Below are 23,656 nucleotides of genomic sequence, written 5' to 3'. Positions count from 1 at the left end.
GAAAAGGCGACAGCGCTTTATGGAGAAATCGGCAGCACCCCACCCGCCTTATTTTCTTCGCCAGCGCCAACCACCGTCTAAGCTTCAGACAAGTCCGATCAATCTGCGTGTATGGATCAATCGACTATGGGCGCTTTATGGCAAACCGATTCGAGTAAAACCGTGGTTCCGACTGAACGTATGGATGAAGCGCCTGTACCTGAAAAACCCCGTCGCAATCGGCATGGGTGGAAGGCTTTCTGGTTGTTGCTGCTGATCATCGCGATCGTGGTGGGGCTGGCTGCATCCAAAGAAATGCGCACCTCGCGCTTTCAGTCGCGCGAACTCAGCCAATACGCCGCCTCGCTGACGTACAAACTGGAACCGGGGCCGAGCGAAGCAATTCGATATCCGGGCAACGGGCCGTTCGATCTGCGTCTGGGGTACAGCTCGCTGGATGAATTCCTGCCGCGCTTGCTCAAGCGCAATTACGTGATTACCGAACAGACACGGTTTTCGCCGGCGCTGCTCAGCTACACCGACAAAGGCCTGTTCGTGCCCTATTCGGAAAAGATTCAGGCCGGCCTGTCGATCACCGATTGCCGCGCGGCGCCGCTGTACCGCTACAACTATCCGCAGCAGCTGTATGCCGATTTCGCGGCGATCCCGCCGGTGGTGGTCAACAGCCTGCTGTTCATCGAAAACCGCTTTCTGCTCGACCCGAAGCAACCGCTGGCCAACCCGGCAGTGGACTGGCCGCGTTTCGGCATGGCCGCGTGGTCGCAGGTGGCGAAGCTGTTGCGCCTGCCGGGGCAATCGGCCGGTGGCAGCACGCTGGCGACGCAACTGGAAAAATATCGACACTCGCCGGAAGGCCTTACCGCGTCGGGCGCGGAGAAACTCCGGCAGATGTTTTCCGCCAGCGTGCGCGCTTATCAAGACGGGCCGCAGACCCTGGGGGCACGGCAGAACATCGTGCGTGATTACCTCAACAGTGTGCCGCTGTCGGCGGTGCCAGGGCACGGCGAAGTGCATGGCATGGCTGAAGGCTTGCGGGTCTGGTACGGCAGCGATTTTGCCAAGGCCAACGAGCAACTGAACAGCCCGGCCACCGACCCGCAGACCATGGCTGCCAAAGGCCTGGCCCTGCGTGAAATGCTCTCGTTGATGATCGCCCAGCGCCGCCCTTCGTATTACCTGACCAAGGGCCGCGAGGATCTCGCCAGCCTGACCGACAGCCACCTGCGCCTGCTCAAACAGAACGGCGTGATCGACAGCGCACTCGCCGATGCCGCGCTGGCGAGCATCGTGTCGTACCGTGACTGGCAGACCCAACCGACGATCCAGCCGATCGAAACCAACAAGGGCATCAGTGCCGCCCGCAGTCGTCTGGCAAGCATGCTCAACCGGCCGCTGTACGACCTTGATCGCCTCGACCTGTCTGCTACCAGCACCTTGCAGGGCGACCTGCAAACCCAGGCCACCGCGTACCTGAAAAAACTCGCCGACCCGGCCTACGCCGCGGAAATCGGCCTGCTCGGCGAGCGCCTGCTGACGCCGACCAGCACCACGCAAGTGCGTTACAGCTTCACCCTGTTCGAGCTGACTGCGGACGGTTCCCGCGTGCGGGTGCAGACCGACAGCACCGACCAGCCTTTCGACATCAACGAAGGCAGCAAACTGGAACTCGGCTCAACGGCGAAAATGCGTGTGCTCACCACCTACCTGCAAATCATCGCCGAGCTGCACGACAAGTACGCCGCGATGAGCGCAGCCGAGCTGAAGAAAGTCGAGGTGCCCGATCAGGACCGGCTGAGCCGCTGGGTCATCGATTATCTGATGCAGAACAAGGATCACGACCTGTCGAAGCTGCTCGCCGCCGCGCTGGATCGCAAATATTCAGCCAGCCCCGGCGAGGCGTTTTTCACCGGTGGCGGTTTGCATACCTTCCACAACTTTCGCAAAGAGGACAACGGCCGCCTGCCGACCCTGCGCGATTCACTTCGCGAATCGATCAACCTGCCGTTCATTCGGCTGATGCGCGACATCGTCCGTTACACCACCTACTCCGGGCCGAACGCCGAACTGCTCAAGGACGATCGTGACCCGCGGCGTCAGGAATACCTGGCCAGTTTCGCTGATCGTGAAGGCACCTCGTTCCTGCTCAAGTTCTGGAAGAAATACCGGAACAAAGACACCCAGGCGCGTCTCGACACTTTCCTCGACAGCATGCGCCCGACGCCGATCCGCATGGCCGCTGTGCATCGCTATCTGCTGCCCGAAGCCAGTCAGGAAGATTTCAACCGCTTTGTGCGTTCGCACCTCAAGGGCACCAAGCTCAACGAAAAACTCACCGACGATCGCTTGATCCGCCTCTATGATGCCTATGGCCCCGGCAGTTATGACCTGCCCGACCAAGGCTTCATCGCCAAGGTCCACCCGTTGGACCTGTGGATGATCGGCTATCTGCTGCACCACCCGGACGCCACCTTCAGCGAGATCGTCAAGGCCAGCCATTTCGAACGCCAGGAAGTCTACAGCTGGTTGTTCAAGAGTCGGCACAAGGGCGCGCGCGACAGCCGCATCCGCACCATGCTGGAAATCGAAGCGTTTCTGGATATTCACCAGCGCTGGCAAAAAGTCGGCTATCCGTTCGATCACCTGGTGCCGTCACTGGCCACTGCCATCGGCAGTTCCGGCGACCGCCCCGCCGCCCTCGCCGAGTTGATCGGCACCATTCTCAATGACGGCGTGCGCATGCCGACGCTGCGCATCGATAGCCTGCATTTCGCTGCCGGCACGCCTTACGAAACCAAAGTGGTCAACGACCCGCATGTCGGTAAACGGGTGATGCCCGTTGAGGTTGCCAGAGCCATGCGCGAGGCGCTGTCGCAGGTGGTCGATGCCGGTACGGCAAAACGTGTTTCCGGCAGTTTCAAACTGGCCGATGGCACGCCGCTGGCCATGGGTGGCAAGACCGGTACCGGAGACAACCGCATTGCGGCCATCGGCTCGGGCGGGCGCATCATCAGTTCGAAGTCGATCAACCGCACCGCGACCTTTGTGTTCTACATCGGCGACCATCATTTCGGCACCCTGACCGCGTTCGTTCCGGGGCGCTCGGCAGAGAACTTCAAGTTCACCTCGGCCCTGCCCACGCAGGTGCTCAAGGGCATGGCGCCGATCCTGACGCCGTATCTGCAACCGGGCAGCGCCTCGCAATGCCAGCCGACGCAGACCGCGAGCGTGGCGCTGAACGACACACCGCGTCCTACAGTGAGGTAACAAATCGTGTCGGGGCATTCTGAATCAGGGTGAGGCTTTTTCCCGTCGGCGGGTGGTACTCCTGTACTTTTCCGATTCGAATTTTCGTCGGGTTAGTCACCCGCAGCAGCGTTTGCCTGGCGAACTTTGAACTTTTGTTTTGCCCTGCCGTGGGTAGGCTGATCATTCCTCAACAATCAAGGATGATTGGCCATGTCTCCCGCTCCCCTGCCTGCCGAACAACCAGACAAAGGCCGGCATTACGAATTCATCAAGTCTGCCGTCCACGACAGCTTCAAAAACGCAACCGTCAACCGCGCCCGCGCCTTGGCCGACGTGTCCCTGAAGCCCCAGCCCTGGTACACCTCGGCGAGCGCCGCTGACCTGAAAGAACTGGCCGCGGCCAATCTTAAAGCATGGAACTCGCAGAATCAGGTCGATCATCTGCTGGAGAAAACCGACCTGTATGCCTTCGCCGAGCCGCTGCTCAAGGCGAAAATCAAGTTGCTTCATGGCATCGAGCCGGACGTCAAAAGCACGTACCTGCGCCTTTATCTTCCCGCTGAAACCCCTTGGTACGCGATCAATGTGTCTGAGGGCGTCGTCACCCGAACGGTATCGCTGCTCGATGCCGCACTGCACAACTTCGCCCGCAGCGAAACGGCCGGGCGTGGCTCGGATTACATCAGCAAGCCTGATGACCGCGGTCTGTTCGACGTCTTGCCAATCAAAAACACCATGCCGATCAGCGATTTCCAAAAACTGTGCCGCGAGCTAGACCTCGGCGCGAGGTACAAGAAGCACCTGGAAAGCTATCTGCTGCCTGGTGAGCCACTGGCCGAAAGTGTCCTGCAATACAAAGTCAGCCAAAGCCAAAAGGATGCCCTCGCGGTCGCCGCGCAATTAGCCCTGATCAAACGCGACATCTTCTCTGACGCCTACAAAATGTTGTTGGACCTGAGAGAGGAAAGGCGCCCGCTGATGCTAAACGACCGCCCGCTGGTGTACGCCGATCTGTCGCTGCTCGGCACCAGACTGACCGGGATCCTGCTGCTGACCCCCACACAAAACGACAGCCGCGGCATTCGTCGTCTGATCGCGTACATTCCGCACGATCCGGATCACCCGCTCAAGGAATACGCCTCGCTGAAAGCCTTTCGCGAGGAATTGACCCGACAGCTGCGCGAAGACCGCTTCAGCGACGCGACGCAACAGACCTACCGGCAGTTCTTCAGTCAGTTCGTCGATCATCAGCAACGCGGGCACTTTTTCGCCGAACTCGAACAGCGCCTGTTTGTCACCCGTTATCACCCGCGTGACGACCCGACCGATCAGCGCCCTGCGTGGCGCAAGGATGCCGTGGACAATCCCCACCTGCAATTCGCACGGCTGAAAGTCTCGGGCGATTACTGGCGCCACGCCTATCAGCAGAAGCTCAACAAGATTCTCAACGACGCGCGCGAGATCGCCGTCTCCACCGCCGACACCGACAGCAAGGCGCGCTGGGCCTGGTGGGACAACTTCAAGAAGATCCTCTCCGACATTTTCAATGTCGCCCTGTTGATCGTCACACCGTTCGTGCCGGGGCTGGGTGAGCTGATGATGGTTTACACCGCTTACCAGCTGACCACTGAGGTTATCGAAGGCATCGTCGATATGGCCGAAGGCCTGTGGCAGGAAGCGGGTGAGCATGTCATCAGCGTGGTGACCAACATCATCGAACTGGCCGCGTTCGGCGCCGGTGCGGAAATCGCCGGGGCGTTCAAGGTCAAGCTATCGCCATTGGTGGACGGCATGAAGCCGGTGCGATTGCCGGATGGCAAAGCATCGCTGTGGAACCCCGATCTTGGCCCCTATGAACAAAAGAACCTGCAACTCGATATCGCCTCCAAACCCGACGCCCATGGCCTGCACGATAACGGCCGCGAACGCCTGCTGCCGCTCGATGGCAAGCTCTACAGCGTGGAGAAGGCCTCGTCGCGTCCCGAGGTGAAAACCTGGCGGGCCAAGCATCCCGAGCGTGCCAACGCCTACAAACCACTGCTGGAACACAACGAGCACGGCGCGTGGCGGCATGAGGCAGAGAACCCGGCGGACTGGAACGACAACGCATTGATGCCGCGCCTCGGCCATCGCGCCCAGCGCTTCTCGCCCACGCAACTGGAGCAGATTCGCATCAGCAGCGGCACCGGCCACCATCACCTGCGCCGGATGCACAGCGACAGCAGCCCACCGCCGCCCTTGCTGGCGGACGGTCTCAAGCGTTACGCGGCCTACGACGATGCGCAGGTCGCCAGCGCCAACATCCGCGCCGGCAAGCCGATCGCGGCCGAGTCGGACTGGTTCGAGCCGATCGCCACCAGCCTGCCGGGCTGGCCATACGAGCGCGCGTTGAAGGTTGAGTATGACCATCTGGACGGTTATTCCCGCCAGTACGGTAACCCGATGGCCAGCGCCGCCGACACGCTGACTGTTACCCAGTCAGAGCTTTGCGCGGGACAGTTGCCGGAACGTCTGCTGGCCTTTCTTGACGAGGGGCAGATGCGCACACTACTGGGTCGTAACGTGCCCGTCGCCGAACGGGTGCAAGCACTGCGCAACAAGCTCGCCGATGCCGTCGACAAACGCCGCGAGGACGTGTCGAAGCGTCTTTATCAAGCGGCCGATCGCACCGGCAAGGCTGACCTGCAGGTGGTGCGCAAGACCTTCCCCGAACTGCCGTTGCCGCTGGGTGAAAAACTGCTCGGCCAGGCCAGCGCCGCTGAAATGCAACGCACCCTGAACGAACAGCGCTTGCCGTTGCGTCTGAAAAATCAGGCACGGGAGCTGGATTTCGAAGCCAGGAGCAGCCGTGCCTACGAGGGTTTCTATCGCGACCATCAACTGAGCTCCGACAGCGAACGCCTCGCGCTGGGAACCTTGCGCCTGCACACCGACACCTTCGCCGACCTGCGCATCGAGGTGCGCGACGGCACCTTTGACGGGCCCTTGCGTTGCAGCAGCGGACCGGACAACGCAAAAACGCTCAGGCGTCTGATCAGAAACGAACACGGCCGCTACGAAGTGTTCGACGCCAACGCCCGTTCGCTGCATGCCGCCGCCGAGTTTCATGAAGCGATCTTGCGTGCCCTGCCTGACGAAACACTCACCAGCATCGGCTATCGACGCGGCCAGGGCGCTGCGCTGAAGGTCTGGCTGATGGAACTGGCGGCTGCCCCCGCCGAGCGCCGCACGGTCCTCGCTGAACCGCCGATTCGCCCGATGGTGAGCGTCGAAACCGAAACACTGCTGGGCTTGCCGAGGTTTCTGCGCCGCTCGACTCCTGAGGAACGGATCCGCGATCTGTATCCGGCAATGACGGAAAGAGAAGCCAACACGTTTCTTGAAGCACTGACGCGCAAGGGCGAGCCGAAAGACGCCATTGCGCGGCTCGAGCAGGAACGCAAGGATCTGCAAAACGAGTTAACAGACTGGCGCGGCAGTTATACAGAGGTCGATCCGGAAACCGGTTATCCGGGCTTGTCCTCGGACTACCTGCACAAGGGCGGCGACTTTATCGAGGAGCGCCTGAAAGAGTGCTTCGAGCGCCGCAGCGAAATGTTCGGCGAACGCAGCGCCCGTCCAGATCAAGGCTATACGCTCGATCTGTCTTCCGATCTGGTGAGCCATGATCTGAAGCGCTGGTGGAATGACCTGATCAGGCGGCCGAAAATGAAACAGCACCTTGATCGTATCACCGCACTGAAACTGGACAGAGCGCGTCTTTCGCCGGATCCGAGTGCGATGCTGAGCAGCTTGCCCAATCTGCGCCAACTGAGCGCTCGGCAGTGTGAGTTGCAGGCGCTCCCGGACATCATCGGGCTGATGCGTCCCTTGCAGGACCTGGATCTGGCCGATAACAGAATCAAACTGACGTCCGAATCGCGGCAACAGCTTGGCCAGCTGGAACAGTTGCGCACGCTGAATCTGAACGGCAATCCGCTGGACCTGCCACCGGATGTCGGCGCGATGAACCACTTGACCGAACTGAGCCTGGCCAACACCCGTATCGAGAGCTGGCCCGAAGGTTTGTTCAGGGTTGGCGCGGTGGACAAGCAACGTCCGCAAAGCTTCATGCTGGATATGCGCGCAGCGCCGATCAAATCGTTGCCCGAAGTCACGCCCGGCTCGGTGCAGGCGCGCATCCTCAGTCGAGCGCGGCTCGATACGTCGCGGCTGTCCGTTGAGGATCGCGTTCGCCTTGGCGGTTATCGCGAGTCCGTCGGCCTGGCATTGGTGCAGGATTATTTCTCCGCAGCTGACGACGAGATTCGCCACTGGCGATCGTTTCCTCAACAACCCGACACGCTCGGCCCGACAGCATCCTTCAGCAAATACCGCGAAGAGTCCTGGCACGATCTGATGGCGGAGCCGGACAGCGCCGGTTTTTTCAGCGTGATTCGCAAGCTTAGAGAAAGCGCCGATTACCAGACTGACAATGGTCGCAGACGCTTGACCCAACGCGTCTGGGAAATGGTCGATGCTGTGGCGCTGGACGCGAAACTGCGCGAGACGCTGTTCCAGCAGATCGTCACGCCCGAGGACTGCGGCGATTTCGGCGCGCAGCTGTTCAATTCGCTGGGCCTGAAAGTACTGGTGTCCAAGGCTTACGGCGAATCGACATCGCCTGCCGTACTTGAAGACAAACTCGTGCGCCTGGCCCGCGCGGCGGCACGCTTGAACCGAGTGACAGACGAAGCTGCGCTTGAATACAGGACACAAGTGCAACTGAACAAAAACGACTCGCGCAATTTGCCACCGGACGAAGTCGAAGTGCACATGGCGTTCGAAACGGGGCTGGCCGAGCGCCTGCAACTGCCCTGGCAATCAGAAGGCATGCTTTACCGGCCACGCTCGGGTGTGACTCAAAAGAAAGTCGACATCGCTTTCGAGACGATCACCAAAGCCGAACAGGGCGATGGTCTGGTCAACGGCATGCTCGATTTGTATTACGAGAATTTCTGGGAAGAACATTTGCTCAAGGCCTACCCGGACCAATACGAACGCAATGCTCGCGAGTTCGAGCCGCAGGAAGGCTGGCTCGATGAACTGCGCGAGGCGCAGGCGCAGTGGGCCAGCACGACTGATCTGGCCAGTCTGACTCCCCTCAACCGAAAGATCGAGCGCCTCGCAGGCCAGTTGGGTATCGCTGATACTGCGCAATTTTTCGAAAACAAACCAATGAGCGACGCCCGTTACGAAGAGCTGTTGATCGGCATCGGTTATCAGCGCAACGAACTGTCGCGGCGCCTGACCCGTGAGGCACTGAAAAGAGCCGGCCTCTGAATGTTCAGCGCGGCCGGCGCCTCACCGCTCGGCCGCGCTGGCAATCCTTAACCGACCTCCGAATCCCAGATCACCGTGATATTGCCTTGATAAGGCCGGCCTTTCGCGTTGTCGATCAGCAGATCGGTGTAGTTCTTGTCGACCTCGAAATGCAGCGTTCCCGGTTTGCGATCGACGTAGATGCTCGGCTGAAACACCGGGCTGGTCTGCGGCCGCAACGGAAAACGTTTGACCGCCTGGCCGGCGCCATCGGTCAAGCCGTTGGGCAGGCTGACGCTGACATCGACCACCCCGCCGTAGCGGGTTTCGCGGTCGATAATGGCGCAACCGGAGCCCACGCCCATGCTGTGCTCGCATTCCAGTTTCATGGTGAATTTCGACGACGCAGAGATGTGGAAAATCTGATCGCGATACAGCCGCACGGGTTTGCGTCCGTTTTCCAGCCAACTGCGCCAGCCGCCCTGAGGTTCCAGCACGATATGATTGCCGCCTGACGGGACATCCACCTTGAGGGTGTGCTGCACGTCCAGCACGAAATCCAGCGTCAGGTTGGGATCATCCGCCTGCATCAGCGAACCCATGTCGAAATCCCCACCGGGGCCAAGCGTGTAATTCAGGGAGCCAACATAACGGCCAGAGGCCATTCCCAGTGGGTTGGGTGTAAGCATTTCGTAGGCGAAATCCAGCGTATCGAAAGACATGCCAGGAATGTGGTAGGCCGGGACCTTTGCGCACATCGCCTGGAACGGGGTCTTCCAGAAAAACCGGAAGCTTTCCGGGCCATGTTCGGCCACGCCGCTGTAAGTGCAGGGTCCCGGTACGCCGTTGACCCAACTGTTCGTCGTCCACAGTCTGCCATGTGCCTCAAGCGGCGTGCTGCCACCGGCCAGACGCATTGCCGGATGGCTTAGCACGTAATTGGAGCCAAGCCCCGTGATGCGCACCGCAAGCATTTCGGTAGTCTGTGTCTGGGTATTGGTCACGATCAGATTGCGCCAGGCGGCGGGGGCTTTGACCCCGACCGAGTCGCCGATGCCAACGTAGCGGCTCGAGGTGAAACGCGCCGGTACGCGAATGCTGAACATACGAAAGTTGGCACACTCAACCGGATGAGCCTGACAATACCCGCTGTTCGGTGTCTGGTTGACGAATGCATTCTTGGTGGGCTTCGACGAATCAGGCTGAAACAGTGCCCGAATCTCCTGATTCATCGCCTGCGCCTCGGGGACGCTCGCCATCAACAAAAGGCCCAGCGCCAGGGTGATTCTTTTCATGGTTGTATTCGCCTGAAACTCATGGTGCTGCCTCCCCGGAGGGTGCCGCAGCAGTGAACATCAGCAACACATTGCCGTTGTAGTCGCCCGAGCGGTAACCGCCGGCCGGCTCGATCGGTTCGATCTTCAGTGCCACGCGTTTGCCGGCAGCCGCCTCCTCCCTCGAGACCACTTGCTGCGGAACGATGTGCGAACTGAGCACCACGTTATTGAAGGTGACACGCAACGAGATCACTTCATTGGGTCGGCCATTTTCCAGATACGGGTCAAACAGCAGGCGCGCATCGATCGCGCTACTGTCATGCCGAACGTCGAAGTTTTTCTCGAGGCTGCCCAGGGTGGCCTTGGGATAATCCCACCACAACTGTTGCGGCCGGTGAATCCAGTCCGGCTCGGCAGGAATGACATAAAACGGCCGACTGGGAATGGTCAGCGACACCTCGAAGGTGTGCTCTTCCCGAGCCGCCCACGCCAGCGCGCCGGTCAGCCCGGTGGCGAGCATCAGCGCGATGATGGTGCATTGCTTGATCATGTTGATTACCCGATGCGTCAGTGGAAGCGGATCTAGCGACTGGCGGTTTTCAGGGCTTTTTTGTCGGCCCCTTCGATCAGGAAGAAGCGGTATTCGCGGCCCTTTTCCTTGTCGAAGGCGAAGCTCTTGCCAGCCAGCACATGGTGTTTGGTGGTCGCGCCGCAGTCGCTGTCCGTGGTCAGCGAACAGCTCTTGAACTCATCGACGATGATCACCGTGTTGCCGTTGTTGCGCAGTTCGTAACGGTTGGCGCTGTCATTGACCACCGTGTCGAAACGCGCGTCTTTGGGCCGGACGAAAAAAATCGTGCCGAAGCCGGTCATCACGTTGACCCCGGCTGAGAGCGAGTTCTTGTAGTCCTCACGTTCCTCGTTAGTGACCACGAATTCATCCTCCTTTTCTGGCACCACCGGCACGAAGCGCACGCGAAAATAGCGCTCGCGATCACGCGCGCCCATGTACAGCAAGCGCGTGCCCTGCATGCCCTGCGCAGGCACGATCAACCGTGCGGGGCTGGCCATCAGGCCGTTTCGCGAAGCGCCGTCGGCGGCGTTCTCGACGGCAATTTCCTGCGAGGTGCCATCAGCGTCGTAGACGATTTCCAGCACATTGACCTTGACGAACGCCGTGGCATCGCCGCTGTTGAACACGCGCTTGAGGTAGGTACTTTTATCGGCATCGAGATAGTCGTACACGGTGCCGACATTGATCTGCGGACCGGCCTGGGCAGTCAGGCAAAACAGGCTGAGCACGCCCAGCAGAAAACCACGGTTCATCGTTGAGAACTCCTGAACGGTTGCGAAGATACGGACTGAAAGGCTCATGCTTCCGAATCCCAGATAATGGTGACATTGCCACGCAAGCGGTCGTTGACGCCGGGTCTGAGGAGAAAATCGATGGCAAACCGCGTCATTTCGAAATGGATCGCACCGGGCTTGCGGTCCAGATAAAGGCCTGGCTGAAACGGCCCGATCCAGTCGTTGAAACGCAGGGGAAGCCGCTTGACCTCAAGGCCGCCGGCATGGGTGATGCCTGGCGGCAAGGTCATGAACACCTCCACCTCTGTAGAGTTACCCTCCGTGCTGCCCAGGTTGCAGGTGTTGCCCCCTTGCGAACTGCACAGCATCATGACCTTGAAGCGTGACGACGCCGAAATGTGAAACGGCTGGTCGCGAAAGATCCTGTTGGGCTTGCGTCCGCTGTTTATCCACGGTGCCCAGCCGCCTTCGGGCTCCAGCGTGACGTTGTTGCCTCCGGGTGGAATGTCGACTTTCAGGGTGTGCTGCACATCGAGGACGAAATCAAGGGTCAGGTTGCTGTCGTCGGACTGAAACGCTGCGCCCATATCGAAGTCGCCGCCGGGGCCCATCGTGTAGTTGAGAGAACCGGTGTACAGGCCGCTAGTCATGCCCAACGGGTTGGGCGTTTTCAGCTCGTAGGCGAAGTCGATTGTCTCGTAGTCCATTGAGGGAATGCGAAAAGCCGCCGTCTTGGTGCACGCAGCTTCAACTGGCGTGCGCCAGAAAAAACGATAGGCAACGTCGCTGTAACTCGCCAGGCCCGAGCCCAGGCAAGGCGCCGGGGCGTAAAGCCAGCCAGACTGGGAAGTCCAGAGAATGTCATGGCCTGTGGGTTGCTCGACCCCCGTCAGGTTCTTCACGGTATCGCCCAGCACAAATCGGGAGCCGATGCCGGTTACCCGCAGTTCAACGACTTCCGTTTCCTGAGTATCCATATTGGTCACCGTCAACTGTCGCCAGCCCGCAGGTGCACGCAGCGAGACATCGTCCCCCGGCATGATTGCGCGAGTAGATTGATAACGGACCGGCAGTTCAATGCTGAACATGTTGTTGGCGGCGCACTGTGGGGGGAAATTCAAGCAATACCCGCTGTTGGGCGTCTGGTTGACGAACAGGTTCTTCGACGGCTGCGCAGGATCGGGCTGGAACATCGCACGAATTTCCTGATTCACGGCCTGTACCGGGAACGCGCTCAACGCCAGCGCCAAAGCGCAACCGGTGGTCATTATCTTCATGGGATCAACCTGCCTTCTGTTCAGTGGTCGTGACATCCGCCAACGTATCCGGCGTGCAACGCAAATCCCCGATCATCAGCACGTCGTTCTCGCTGCGATGGTCTGCCTCGTTGAGACGGAACTGGCACAGCAACTGATTGCCCTGACGCACTTCCAGAGTCGGCGAGCCGGCATTCATTTCCATCGAAAAGAACCCGTCGACTTCGGTCACGCCACGGCTGGCGTGGTTGATCACGTGGTGCCCCTTGAGCGGTTGGCCCTGGGCATTGACCAGTCGACCGAGCACGGTGAAGGTTTTCATCACGCGCACCTTGCGGTACTCGACGCCGCCCTTGTTCAGGTGATAACGGGTACGTGCCGGCTCGATCGTTGCCGCCGGGACGTTGTTGCCTTCGAAGTCGAAACTCACCGAGCTGTTCTGGTACGCCGTGATCGGAATGAAATTGCGCCCCGGCTTCAACGCCGCACCGCCGCCGCTGTAGTCATCGGCGCGCAGGACGATATCGTCGATGTCCGACTCGACGTCGACGATCAGCCCGGCGCCGCGCACTTCGCTCTGGCTGGTCAGGAGCATTTTTTCGCCGCCGATCACCAGCGTGCTGTCGACGTTGAGGCCGCCGGTGTAATTGCCGTTGTACGAGGAGCGCTGGACAAACGCGTCGCCGTTGACCGCATCGGTGCGGAAGTTGGTCAGGCCGGACATGCCCAGACCATAGGTGTCGGTGAGCGCGGTGACCGATACGCTTTGCAGCACGTGATCCTTGAAATCCTTGCGCCAGCCGAGCGAAGCGTTGTTGTCGCGCTGGCCATCGCGGGCGGTGCGCGAGCCGATGCTGCCGGTGATCTGCTGGCCGGGCGCACCGAGCGCCAGGTTGATGCTCAGGTCGACGCCACGATTGCGCGCATCGCCACTGCTGTAGCTGCCCGGCCGATCGAAAATCGACAAACGCCAACTGGCGTCACTGCCCAACAGCGTGGTGCGCTGGGTCCAGCCGAGATCGATGCCCAAGCCCTCGACATTGCCCTCACTGTGCGCCACTCGAGCGTTGACTGAACTCTTGCTGCTGACCCGATGATTGAGCGCCAGCGAGGAATTGCTGGTCTGGCCGATGAACACGTTACGCGGGCGAATCCGTGTGCCATCGGGCAAGGTGTCATAGGTGTTGGTGGTGTCGAGCCAGCTGCGGTTGTGGCTGACGACAATGCTGCCGGCACCGTAGTTGTACAGGCTCTGCAGATCGAGTCCGGTGCCGTAATCCTCGGTCTTGTAGACGTTGGCGTAGAGGCTGACATGATTGGCCAATGTCCAGTCGATCGAGGTGCCGTACTGCAGTTTTTCGCGAATCTGCCGCGCCGATGCGCCGACAATCACCCGCGGATGCAGCAAGTAGTTCACCGCCGCGCCGGCGGTCGGACTGCCGCTCGATTGCGTGTCCCAGTTGCTCAGCAGTTTGCTTTCTTCGCCGGCGAACAGGTTGTAGCGCCAGCGCTCGTCGAGGTTGCGCCAGTTGCTGGGCTTGTACACCAGCTCCTGGGTGGTCGAAGTGATCTGGCCGTCTTCGATCAGACGCACTTCCACTTCGTAGATACCGCCGGGCAATGGCCGGGTGTCGAGGGTCTGCAACCCGGCCGGTACTGATTGCGTGTTGATCAGCAGGCCGTCGCGCCAGATCTCTACCGAACCCTGGCGGTTGGCGGTGACGTAGATCGGGTACACGCTGGGCATCGGGCTATTGATGGCCAGACTGTCGGAGCTGCCATACATCACGCCGACAGCGGTGTCAGGGCTGGTGCCGAACGTACGCGGTTGGCGCGTCAGCCCTTCGGAATTGGGGGTGAAATAGCCCAGGCGGAAGAAACTGCCTTGCAGTTCGCGCTGGGTGTGCAGTTCATGCACGGCGTGATAAAGCTTGTCGTCCGGGCCGCCGAGACGGGCCATTTGCAGGTTGAGGGTCTGGCTCCAGTTGCCCAGGCTCGCGCTGGCTTCAAGGCCGAAACGCCCACCGAGGTCCTGATCCTGACCACCGTTGAGGTTGAGCTGGTTACGCACCATCAGGCCGCTGCTGCCGCCGCTGGGTTGCTCGAAATAACGCTTGGCCTCAACGTCGCGTTCGGCGTTTTCGGTGACAATCGAAACCAGTGAGTCTTCCAGGTTGTAGTGCACGGCCAGAAACTGATCCGGGCAGGAACCGCTGCACCCACCCAAGGGCACGCCGGGCTTGAGATAACTGGCCCACTTTTCCCGCTCGGACGGGCCGAAACGGTTTTCACTGGTGTCGGTGAATTCGAGGAGGGTGATGCGATCATCGCGGGACAACACCACCATGGCTTCGCCCAGCGGCTGCTGGTCGACTTCGACCCGCACCGCCAGCGGCACATCAAAGAAATGCTCCTCGAAATCCGCTGGCAGGCCTTTGGCCTGCGCCAGCAGACTGCGTGGCGTGGTACCGGCGGTGTTGGATGCGACGGCTGCGCTGGCACAAAACAACAGCGCAAGCGCAGCCGCGATGGGGGTCATCGGGAACATGAACTCGTACTCTGGTTTACTGACAATGAAAGTCCGGCGGGGCACACATCGCTGCCTGCCCCGTCGGTTGACGCCACGCGTGAAAGCGAGCGCTATGAACCTGATCAGTCGATCAGTTGCCGCCGACCGGTGGCACAGCGTCGAAGATCATTGCCACGGAACCTGTGTAATCGCCCGGCTGGAAGTTGCTGCCCTTGGCAGAAATTTTCAGCGGTGCACGGTAGTTGACGTCAGACTCGGCTTCACCGACGACCATTTGCGGGGTCAGGGTCAGTTCCTTGTTGTTAAGCATGACCTGCAGGTCGATCGAGGTACTGCCGGACACCAGTTTTGGTGCACTTTCGAGGCTGGCGTGTACCGAACCGTTGTTGTTACGCACGTCGAAGAAACCATTGACGTCGGCCATTTTGCCGGTAGTCGGCTGGTAGCTCATGTCCTGGTCCTTGTTGACCAGATCCGGGTCAGTCGGCACGACGTAGAAACCGTTGGTCGGCACATGCGCGACAAGGCTGATCGAGTGCGACGCTTCGCCGGCGGCGAATGCGCCAGTGGAGGTCATTGCCAGGAGAGCCAGTGGAGCGGCGATTGCAAGTTTCTTGAACATCGTTATGTACCTGTTTGCTTGATAGGGGGATGAACATTGAAAGTTCAAGCAGACACTGCTCGAGTCGTCGCTCGAGTTGAGCCAGATCAACTTGAACTTTCAATGTGGGCGCATCATCGGCTGTCGACTCTGGAAAGTAAGCAGGCAACTTCCGACAACCTCGTAGTTAAACAACCCTATGACCTGCAAGAAAAAACAGCTAAATAGCGATATTCGAAACAGTAACTGTAAGCGATGCCCTACAAACAGTTTTAGTTAAAAAACCATACAGCAACTTCGCCCCGCCCCGGCAGTAACTTCGCAACTTTTAGAACTTATACTCTACAACAACTAGAGCCATGACTTTAACTTTCCGGTCATTGCGCGTGGCTCCGCTTGCGTGATTTCTGTGCTTGCGTTTCGCTGGCGCCTGCCGCTCGTCAGCCACGCAGACCGCAGAGAAAAAACGTCTTGCACCCTCGTTAAGATATATCTTACGTTGTATCTAAACACGACGAGAGAAGACTGAAATGAGAGACCATCATTCACCCCACCGCGAACACGGTGAGCCCCGTGACGGCTTCGACCGTCGCCCCGGCCGCGAACGCGGTGGCCGCGGCCCACGAGTATTCGCCCCCGGTGATCTGAAATTGCTGCTGCTGGCGCTGGTCGCCGAACAGCCGTGCCACGGCTACGACCTGATCCGCCAGATCGAAAGCATGTTCGACGGCGCCTACAGCCCGAGCCCCGGGGTGATCTACCCGACCCTGACCTTTCTCGAAGAAAGCGAACTGATCAGCGGCGACGCCGAGGGCGGCAAGAAACGCTACAGCGTCACCGACGCCGGGCGTATCTCGCTTGAGGAACAAGCGGTGGCGCTGGACGGCGTACGCATGCGCATCGAGGTCAGCAAACGCTCGCTGCGCGGTCACGACCGGCCGCCGGAAATCCACGAGGCGGTGCACAACCTGCGCCACGCTCTGCAAATGCACCACGGACGCTGGAGCGCGGAAGAAATCCTGCGTGTGCGCGACCTGCTCAACAACACCGCCAAAGCCATCGTCGACGGCCCCGCCGCTCGACCTCCCTCGGAGACTGCCGAATGACCGCCGTCGATACCCAGACCATTCACCGCGTCATGCATGAAATCAAACGTCGCAAGCTGCAAGTGTTGCGCGTGGTCGACCTGACGCCGCGCATGCGCCGCATCACCCTCGGCGGGCCGGAGCTGGCGGGTTTCATCAGCCTGGGCACCGATGATCACGTGAAATTGCTGTTTCCGCAGAACGCCGAGCAAGCAGCAGCGCTGGAAAATATGGAACTCGGCGCCGCCAAGGACAACGGACCAAAACCGGAAATGCGCGACTACACCCCGCGTCGCTACGACCTGGAAAAAATGGAGCTGGACATCGACTTCGTCCTGCACGGCGACGGCCCTGCCTCGACGTGGGCCGAGCAGGCGCAACCCGGCCAGTTTCTGCACATCGGCGGCCCGCGTGGCTCGATGATCGTGCCGGACATGTTTGACAGCTACCTGCTGATTGGCGATGAAACCGCCCTGCCCGCCATCGCCCGCCGCCTCGAAGGCCTGGCGGCCAATCGCAAGGCGCTGGTGGTGGTGGAAGTGGAAAACGGCGCCGAGCAGCAGCGGCTGGAAAGCGCCGCGCAGGTCAATGTGATCTGGGTGTTGCGCGAGGGCGGCAAGGACAACCTGCTGACCACCGTCAAACAACTGCAGGTGCCCAAGGGCAATCTGTATGCGTGGGTCGCGACCGAAACGAAAGTCTCACGGCAGATTCGCCGGGTGTTGATCGATGAGCACGGGCTCGATGAGCAGTTCATCAAGGCCGCCGGCTACTGGCGTGCCGAAGCCACTCCCGAGGAGGAATGAGACCGCCTTGCAGGAGTGAGCCTGCTCGCGATAGCGGTCTGACATTCAGTATTTCTGTTGACTGACACACCGCCATCGCGAGCAGGCTCACGCCTGCATTGAACGTCGTCGATCCAGGCTGATCACCAACAGGCCAATCAGCACAAACCCCACCAATATCCCCCCGGCATTGATAAACACCTGTGGATAACCCAGCACCGCCACATCAATGAACGGATACGCATACGCGCCGAGCTGATGCCCGCGCAGCAAGGCGTAGATGAAATACACCAGCGGATAGATCAGCCACAGCGGCAAATGCCACAAGCGCAACGTGCCCTTGGGAACGCAGTACCACCAATACGCGAGAAACAGCAGCGGCATCACGTCGTGGAGCAATTCGTCAGCGATGAATTGCCAGCCTTCGGGATGCCACAGATGTCGCAGCAAAATGCTGTAGGCGAGGCCGACCACGGCGATGCTCACCGCCACCCCGCTGCTCACCCATGGCCGCAGAAACCAGCGCTGCGCTGCCGATTCACGCGGTGTGACGGCACAGGTCAGCACCGTCGCCACCAGTGTATTGGTCAGTACCGTGAAGTAACTGAAGAAGCTCACCAGCCCGCCAAGCAGGCTCGCGCCGACGTTCAAACGGGCGAAGAAGATCAGGTACAGCTGAATGCCCAATCCGGCCCAGCCCAAAACAGCGGCGCAGGTGATCAGGCGCTGACGCCAGATTGCGTCCATCTCAAAGCGGTCGCTTGGTGCGCATCAGCTTGACGTAAAGACGTTCGACCTTCTCCCGCGCCCACGGGGTTTTGCGCAGGAATGTCAGGCTCGACTTGATGCTCGGATCGCTCTTGAAACAACGGATATCGATCCGCTCGGCCAGGCCCGACCATTCGTAGTGGGTCACCAGCGCGTTGAGGATCTGTTCAAGGGTCACGCCGTGCAGCGGATCAGGGGTTGGTTCGTTCATGCCAGGCCTTCGAGCGAAGTGAAAATGCGTAAAGCCGCGCACCTTAGCCGAGGGGGGGATCGGGTGAAAGGCCTGACTGTAAATGTAGGTCAACCCGAGAACATCGCGGGCCGGCGAGCGGGCGACGATGCGCCCGTTTGCCGCACTGTTACCGAATCCGAAACGCTGCATGTCTGCAAAAGCCCTTTCTCAATTTGTTACAGATCATTATCCTGCCGCCCTTCCGCTGAATCGCTTCACTGCCTGCGTCATTTTGAAGCGCCGAAATTGCACTCCCAAAACATCAAAAAAAGACTTATCCATGGCTGATTTTTCCTTCTCCCGAGACAGCGCTATCTCCACGTTGCGCATCCTTGGCGGCTGCACTGCGCTGGGCCTCGCCACTTGCGCGCAAGCGGCGCCTGCGTTCGACAGTGAATCACCGTACATGCTCGGTGACTGGAACGGCACGCGCACCGAACTCGCGGAAAAAGGCTACGACTTCAAACTCGACTACACCGGCGAAATGGGCAGCAACCTGCACGGCGGCTACGACCATGACCGCACCGCGCGTTACAGCGACCAGTTCGGCCTCGGCACGCACCTGGACCTGCAGAAGATCCTCGGCTGGGACGCCGCCGAGTTTCAGCTGACCATTACCAAACGCAGCGGCAACAACATCAGCAACGACCGCATCAACGATCCACGGGTCGGTGGTTTCACTTCCGCTCAGGAAGTCTGGGGCCGTGGCCAGACCACCCGGCTGACGCAAATGTGGTATCAGCAGAAATTCTTCGACCAGAAGCTCGACATCAAGGTCGGCCGTTTCGGCGAAGGCGAAGACTTCAACAGCTTCCCCTGCGATTTCCAGAACCTGGCGTTCTGTGGCTCGCAGGTCGGCAACTGGGTCGGCGGCATCTGGTACAACTGGCCGGTCAGCCAATGGGCGCTGCGGGTCAAATACCACCTGACGCCGGAGCTGTACGCACAGGTCGGCGCGTACGAGCAGAATCCGTCCAACCTTGATCGCGGCAACGGCTTCAAACTCAGCGGCAGCGGCACCCAAGGGGCGATCCTGCCGATCGAACTGGTGTGGACGCCGAAGCTCAACGGCCTGCCGGGCGAATACCGTGCCGGTTATTACTACAGCAATGCCAAGGCTTCGGACGTTTACAAAGACCAGAACGACCGACCAGCGGCCCTGAGCGGCGCAGCCTATCGCAGTGCGTCGAGCAAACACGGCGTGTGGCTGGGCCTCCAGCAGCAGATCACCAGCGTGGCCAGCGATAACAGCCGCGGCCTGAGCGTGTTCGCCAACGCGACGATGCACGACAAGAAAACCAACGCGATCGACAACTACGTGCAGGCCGGCCTCACCTACAAAGGCCCGTTCGACGCGCGCGCCAGGGACGACATCGGTTTCGCCCTGGCCCGTGTGCACGTCAACCCGGCCTATCGCAAGAACGCCGAAGCGAGCAACCGCGCCAACGCCGTGTATGACTACGACGATCCGTCCTTTTTGCCACCGCAAGACACCGAATACAGCGCCGAGCTGTACTACGGCGTGCACGTGACGAACTGGCTGACCGTACGCCCGAACCTGCAATACATCCGCCACCCCGGTGGCGTGAACGACGTCGACGACGCCCTGATCGGCGGGATCAAGATCCAGTCGTCGTTCTAAAGAATACGCAACCTCCTGTAGGAGTGAGCCTGCTCGCGATAGCGGTGTTCCAGGCGACCTCTCCAGTGACTGAAAAACCGCTATCGCGAGCAGGCTCACTCCTACACAAATGCATTTCGTTAGCCGAACAAGTTTTTATCTGAACCATGCCTGCGCCAAATCGTCATCTAAAGTGACTACAGCGCGGGACTACATAAACGTCACGGAGAATCACACTATGAGCACCGAAAGTGCTTCGAGCCGGGGGCGGCTGCTACCCGCCCTGCTCGGCATCCTGCTTCTACTGATGGGCCTGGCCATGCTGGCCGGGGGAATCAAGCTGAGCACGCTTGGCGGCTCGCTGTACTACCTGCTGGCCGGTATCGGCATCGCCTTGAGCGGCATTCTGCTGCTGATGCGTCGTCGTGCGGCGCTGGGCCTGTACGCCATCGTCCTGTTCGCCAGCACCGTCTGGGCGCTGTGGGAAGTCGGTCTGGACTGGTGGCAACTGGTGCCGCGTCTGGCGCTGTGGTTTGTCCTCGGTTTCGTGATGTTGCTGCCGTGGTTCCGCCGTCCGCTGCTGCTCAACGGCCCGGCGAAAATGGGCACCGGCGGTCTGACCGTCGCGGTGATCCTGGCCGGCGTTACCGCTTTGGCCAGCCTGTTCACCCATCCGGGCGAAACCTTCGGCGAACTGGGCCGCGAAACCGCCGGCACGACCAGCACCGCACCGGCCATGCCGGACGGCGACTGGCAGGCCTACGGTCGCACCGAATTCGGTGACCGTTACTCGCCGCTCAAGCAGATCACCCCGGCCAACGTCGGCAAGCTGCAGGAAGCCTGGCGCATCCAGACCGGCGATCTGCCAACCAAGGATGACCCGGTCGAGCTGACCAACGAAAACACCCCGCTCAAAGCCAACGGCATGATCTACGCGTGCACCGCGCACAGCAAAGTGCTGGCGCTGGACCCGGACACCGGTAAAGAGCTGTGGCGCTTCGACCCGCAGATCAAGAGCCCGGTCGGCTTCAAAGGCTTTGCGCACATGACATGCCGTGGCGTTTCGTACTACGACGAAGCCGCTTACGCCAAGTCGGAAAACGCCAGCTCCGCGGTCATCTCCGCCGCCGGCCAGGCCGTTGCCCAGGCCTGCCCGCGTCGCCTCTACCTGCCAACCGCGGATGCCCGCCTGATCGCACTGAACGCCGACACCGGCAAGATCTGCGAAGGCTTCGGCACCAACGGCGTGGTCGACCTGACCCAAGGCATCGGCCCGTTCACCGCCGGTGGCTACTACTCCACCTCGCCGGCGGCAATTACCCGTGATCTGGTGATCATGGGCGGTCACGTTACTGACAACGAGTCGACCAACGAGCCATCCGGCGTGATCCGCGCCTTTGACGTGCGCGACGGTCACCTCGTATGGAACTGGGACAGCGACAAGCCAGACGCCACCGAGCCTCTGGCCCCAGGCGAAACCTACAGCCGCAACTCGGCGAACATGTGGTCGCTGGCCAGTGTCGACGAAAAACTCGGCATGGTTTACCTGCCACTGGGCAACCAGACCCCGGACCAATGGGGCGGCAACCGCACCCCGGGCGCCGAGAAGTTCAGCGCTGGCGTCGTTGCGCTGGATCTGGCCACCGGCAAAGTGCGCTGGAACTACCAGTTCACCCACCACGACCTGTGGGACATGGACGTGGGCAGCCAGCCAACCCTGCTCGACATGAAAACCGCCGAAGGCGTGAAACCGGCGCTGATCGCCCCGACCAAACAGGGCAGCCTGTACGTCCTCGACCGTCGTGACGGCACGCCGATCATCCCGATCCAGGAAATCCCGGTCCCGCAAGGCGCTGTCAAAGGCGACCACACTGCACCGACCCAGGCCCGCTCGGACCTCAACCTGCTGGCCCCGGAACTGAACGAAAAAGCCATGTGGGGCGCGACCCCATTCGACCAGATGCTGTGCCGCATCCAGTTCAAGGAACTGCGTTACGAAGGCCAATACACCCCGCCATCGGAACAGGGCAGCCTGATCTATCCGGGTAACGTCGGCGTGTTCAACTGGGGTGGCGTTTCGGTCGACCCGGTTCGCCAGATGCTGTTCACCAGCCCGAACTACATGGCCTTCGTGTCGAAAATGGTGCCGCGCGAGCAAGTCGAAGCCGGCAGCAAACGCGAAAGCGAAACCTCGGGCGTGCAGCCAAACACCGGCGCGCCTTACGCCGTGATCATGCACCCGTTCATGTCGCCACTGGGCGTACCGTGCCAGGCCCCGGCCTGGGGCTACGTCGCCGGTATCGACCTGACCACCGGCAAAGTCGTGTGGAAACGCAAGAACGGCACCAGCCGCGACAGCTCGCCCATCCCGATCGGCTTCACCCTCGGCGTGCCAAGCATGGGCGGCTCGATCGTCACCGCTGGCGGCGTCGGCTTCCTCAGCGGCACCCTCGACCAGTACCTGCGCGCGTACGATGTCAACTCCGGTAAAGAGTTGTGGAAATCGCGTCTGCCAGCCGGTGGTCAAGCGACCCCGATGACCTATACCGGCAAGGACGGCAAGCAATACGTCCTGCTGGTTGTCGGCGGTCATGGCTCGCTGGGTACCAAGATGGGTGACTACATCATTGCGTACAAACTGCCGGAATAAGCGTTAGCCGCGGTAAAAATGAAGGCGATGTCTCGTGAGGGACATCGCCTTTTTTGTGCACGCCAGTTTTTTGAATCCCCCACAAAACCTGTAGGAGTGAGCCTGCTCGCGATGGCGGTATGACATTCAACATCCCGGTGACTGATTTACCGCCATCGCGAGCAGGCTCACTCCTACAAAGGACGGTGTTCGTCCTACAGAAGCACGTTGTGAGCGAGAGTTTTCCGACACATCGCGTCGGTTGTGCCTCGGAAATCGGCTGGATAGGCTCTTAGCGTCGCTGCAAATTCAGCGAACGGGCGTCGCGGCCCGGGCTGTTCATTCGATTTGATGCATAATCGCCAACCCCAACCGAAGCGCCCCGGTGCTTTCTGTCTGGTTTGATGGTGGCTGTGCGCGGGATACCTTCGGGTATGCCGAGATTGCCGAATGGCTCGGTCCGCGAACCCGCGTACAGCTGCCACCCTCTGTCGCGTCGCGGTGATTGAGAGTGACAGCCCCATTTATCATTCGGAGCTTCACAATGAAAAAACCGACCCCCAATCCGCCAGAAACCGATGACACCTCGCCATACGAATCCCCCGATTCCAAGAAATTCCACGAAGCCGCCGACCGCGCCCTCGACCACTACCTCAAACCCAACGCCCTGACCCTGCGCTTTCACAAACCCAGCACCATGTTCCAGGTCGCCCCCGATCAGGACAGCGAAAGCCTGCTGGTCCACGCCTGCGAATCCCTGGCCCAGGCCAGCCTGATGACCAGCGACATCGCCGCCTACATCGACCTGCCGCAACGCCGGACCATACTGGCGATCCAGCAGATCATCATGCTGGCGGAACTGGCCGTGAACCGCGTGCTGGATAACCACGAAATCCACCAAACACCAACACCCAGCTGAAAAGCCCCTCACCCTAACCCTCTCCCGGAGGGAGAGGGGACTGACCGGGGTGGATGCGAGAGCTACGTCGACGTGAAAACCGAGTCGAACACACATTT

At 60.4% G+C, this 23,656-nt stretch carries 15 protein-coding genes; 7 read left to right on the top strand and 8 right to left on the bottom strand.

What is annotated here, in order from left to right:
• Nucleotides 1-126: 126 nt before the first annotated feature.
• Both ACYYKW_RS10520 and ACYYKW_RS10515 read left to right on the top strand, forming a co-directional pair.
• Nucleotides 127-3,264: a transglycosylase domain-containing protein gene (locus ACYYKW_RS10520; protein ID WP_336355356.1), complete on the top strand. Its 3,138-nt coding sequence runs from the start codon at nt 127-129 to the stop codon at nt 3,262-3,264.
• A 192-nt stretch (nt 3,265-3,456) separates the two neighbouring features.
• On the top strand, nt 3,457-8,568 hold the full coding sequence (locus ACYYKW_RS10515; RefSeq protein ID WP_464990080.1) for an NEL-type E3 ubiquitin ligase domain-containing protein: 5,112 nt from the start codon (nt 3,457-3,459) through the stop codon (nt 8,566-8,568).
• Nucleotides 8,569-8,615: 47 nt separating this feature from the next.
• On the opposite strand, the gene ACYYKW_RS10510 is transcribed toward ACYYKW_RS10515, so the two are convergent.
• From ACYYKW_RS10510 to ACYYKW_RS10485, 6 genes are all read right to left on the bottom strand, one after another.
• Nucleotides 8,616-9,842: a hypothetical protein gene (locus tag ACYYKW_RS10510; protein ID WP_464990079.1), complete on the bottom strand. Its 1,227-nt coding sequence runs from the start codon at nt 9,840-9,842 to the stop codon at nt 8,616-8,618.
• A 19-nt stretch (nt 9,843-9,861) separates the two neighbouring features.
• Nucleotides 9,862-10,374 (bottom strand): CS1 type fimbrial major subunit, encoded by a 513-nt coding sequence (locus tag ACYYKW_RS10505; RefSeq protein WP_464990078.1) that lies wholly within the window; start codon nt 10,372-10,374, stop codon nt 9,862-9,864.
• 32 nt (nt 10,375-10,406) lie between these two features.
• Complete coding sequence (locus ACYYKW_RS10500) at nt 10,407-11,150, bottom strand: molecular chaperone (RefSeq protein ID WP_336355360.1); 744 nt, start codon at nt 11,148-11,150, stop codon at nt 10,407-10,409.
• Nucleotides 11,151-11,194: 44 nt separating this feature from the next.
• On the bottom strand, nt 11,195-12,409 hold the full coding sequence (locus ACYYKW_RS10495) for a hypothetical protein (RefSeq protein ID WP_464990077.1): 1,215 nt from the start codon (nt 12,407-12,409) through the stop codon (nt 11,195-11,197).
• 4 nt (nt 12,410-12,413) lie between these two features.
• Nucleotides 12,414-14,936, bottom strand: coding sequence for a CS1-pili formation C-terminal domain-containing protein (locus ACYYKW_RS10490; RefSeq protein WP_464990076.1), 2,523 nt, complete (start codon nt 14,934-14,936; stop codon nt 12,414-12,416).
• 112 nt (nt 14,937-15,048) lie between these two features.
• Entirely contained in the window at nt 15,049-15,540 is a 492-nt protein-coding gene (locus tag ACYYKW_RS10485) for a CS1 type fimbrial major subunit (protein ID WP_093098665.1), read from the bottom strand.
• A 509-nt stretch (nt 15,541-16,049) separates the two neighbouring features.
• Here ACYYKW_RS10485 and ACYYKW_RS10480 point away from each other — a divergent pair.
• Nucleotides 16,050-16,625 (top strand): PadR family transcriptional regulator, encoded by a 576-nt coding sequence (locus tag ACYYKW_RS10480; RefSeq protein ID WP_464990075.1) that lies wholly within the window; start codon nt 16,050-16,052, stop codon nt 16,623-16,625.
• Nucleotides 16,622-17,410 carry a siderophore-interacting protein gene (locus tag ACYYKW_RS10475; protein WP_464990074.1) on the top strand — a complete coding sequence of 263 codons (789 nt, stop codon included), beginning with the start codon at nt 16,622-16,624 and terminating at the stop codon, nt 17,408-17,410. The genes ACYYKW_RS10480 and ACYYKW_RS10475 overlap by 4 nt, the downstream gene beginning before the upstream one ends.
• A gap of 87 nt (nt 17,411-17,497) precedes the next feature.
• On the opposite strand, the gene ACYYKW_RS10470 is transcribed toward ACYYKW_RS10475, so the two are convergent.
• Together ACYYKW_RS10470 and ACYYKW_RS10465 are read right to left on the bottom strand one after the other, a co-directional pair.
• The gene (locus ACYYKW_RS10470; protein ID WP_464990073.1) at nt 17,498-18,136 is read right to left on the bottom strand and encodes a Pr6Pr family membrane protein; all 639 of its coding nucleotides are present in this window, start codon (nt 18,134-18,136) and stop codon (nt 17,498-17,500) included.
• A gap of 1 nt (nt 18,137) precedes the next feature.
• The gene (locus tag ACYYKW_RS10465) at nt 18,138-18,368 is read right to left on the bottom strand and encodes a VF530 family protein (RefSeq protein ID WP_090285959.1); all 231 of its coding nucleotides are present in this window, start codon (nt 18,366-18,368) and stop codon (nt 18,138-18,140) included.
• Nucleotides 18,369-18,669: 301 nt separating this feature from the next.
• Between ACYYKW_RS10465 and ACYYKW_RS10460 the strand changes: the two genes are divergently transcribed.
• The 3 genes from ACYYKW_RS10460 to ACYYKW_RS10450 all read left to right on the top strand — a co-directional run bounded on the left by ACYYKW_RS10460 (nt 18,670) and on the right by ACYYKW_RS10450 (nt 23,558).
• Complete coding sequence (locus tag ACYYKW_RS10460) at nt 18,670-20,031, top strand: carbohydrate porin (protein WP_464990072.1); 1,362 nt, start codon at nt 18,670-18,672, stop codon at nt 20,029-20,031.
• 217 nt (nt 20,032-20,248) lie between these two features.
• Nucleotides 20,249-22,660 (top strand): glucose/quinate/shikimate family membrane-bound PQQ-dependent dehydrogenase, encoded by a 2,412-nt coding sequence (locus tag ACYYKW_RS10455; RefSeq protein ID WP_090285963.1) that lies wholly within the window; start codon nt 20,249-20,251, stop codon nt 22,658-22,660.
• A gap of 523 nt (nt 22,661-23,183) precedes the next feature.
• Nucleotides 23,184-23,558, top strand: a complete 375-nt coding sequence (locus ACYYKW_RS10450; RefSeq protein ID WP_464990071.1) for a DUF6124 family protein — start codon at nt 23,184-23,186, stop codon at nt 23,556-23,558.
• Nucleotides 23,559-23,656 lie beyond the last annotated feature (98 nt).

This window comes from Pseudomonas sp. 15C (assembly GCF_055484735.1).
Note: the sequence above shows the minus strand (reverse complement) of the source record. Positions and strands in the feature narration are given on the sequence as shown.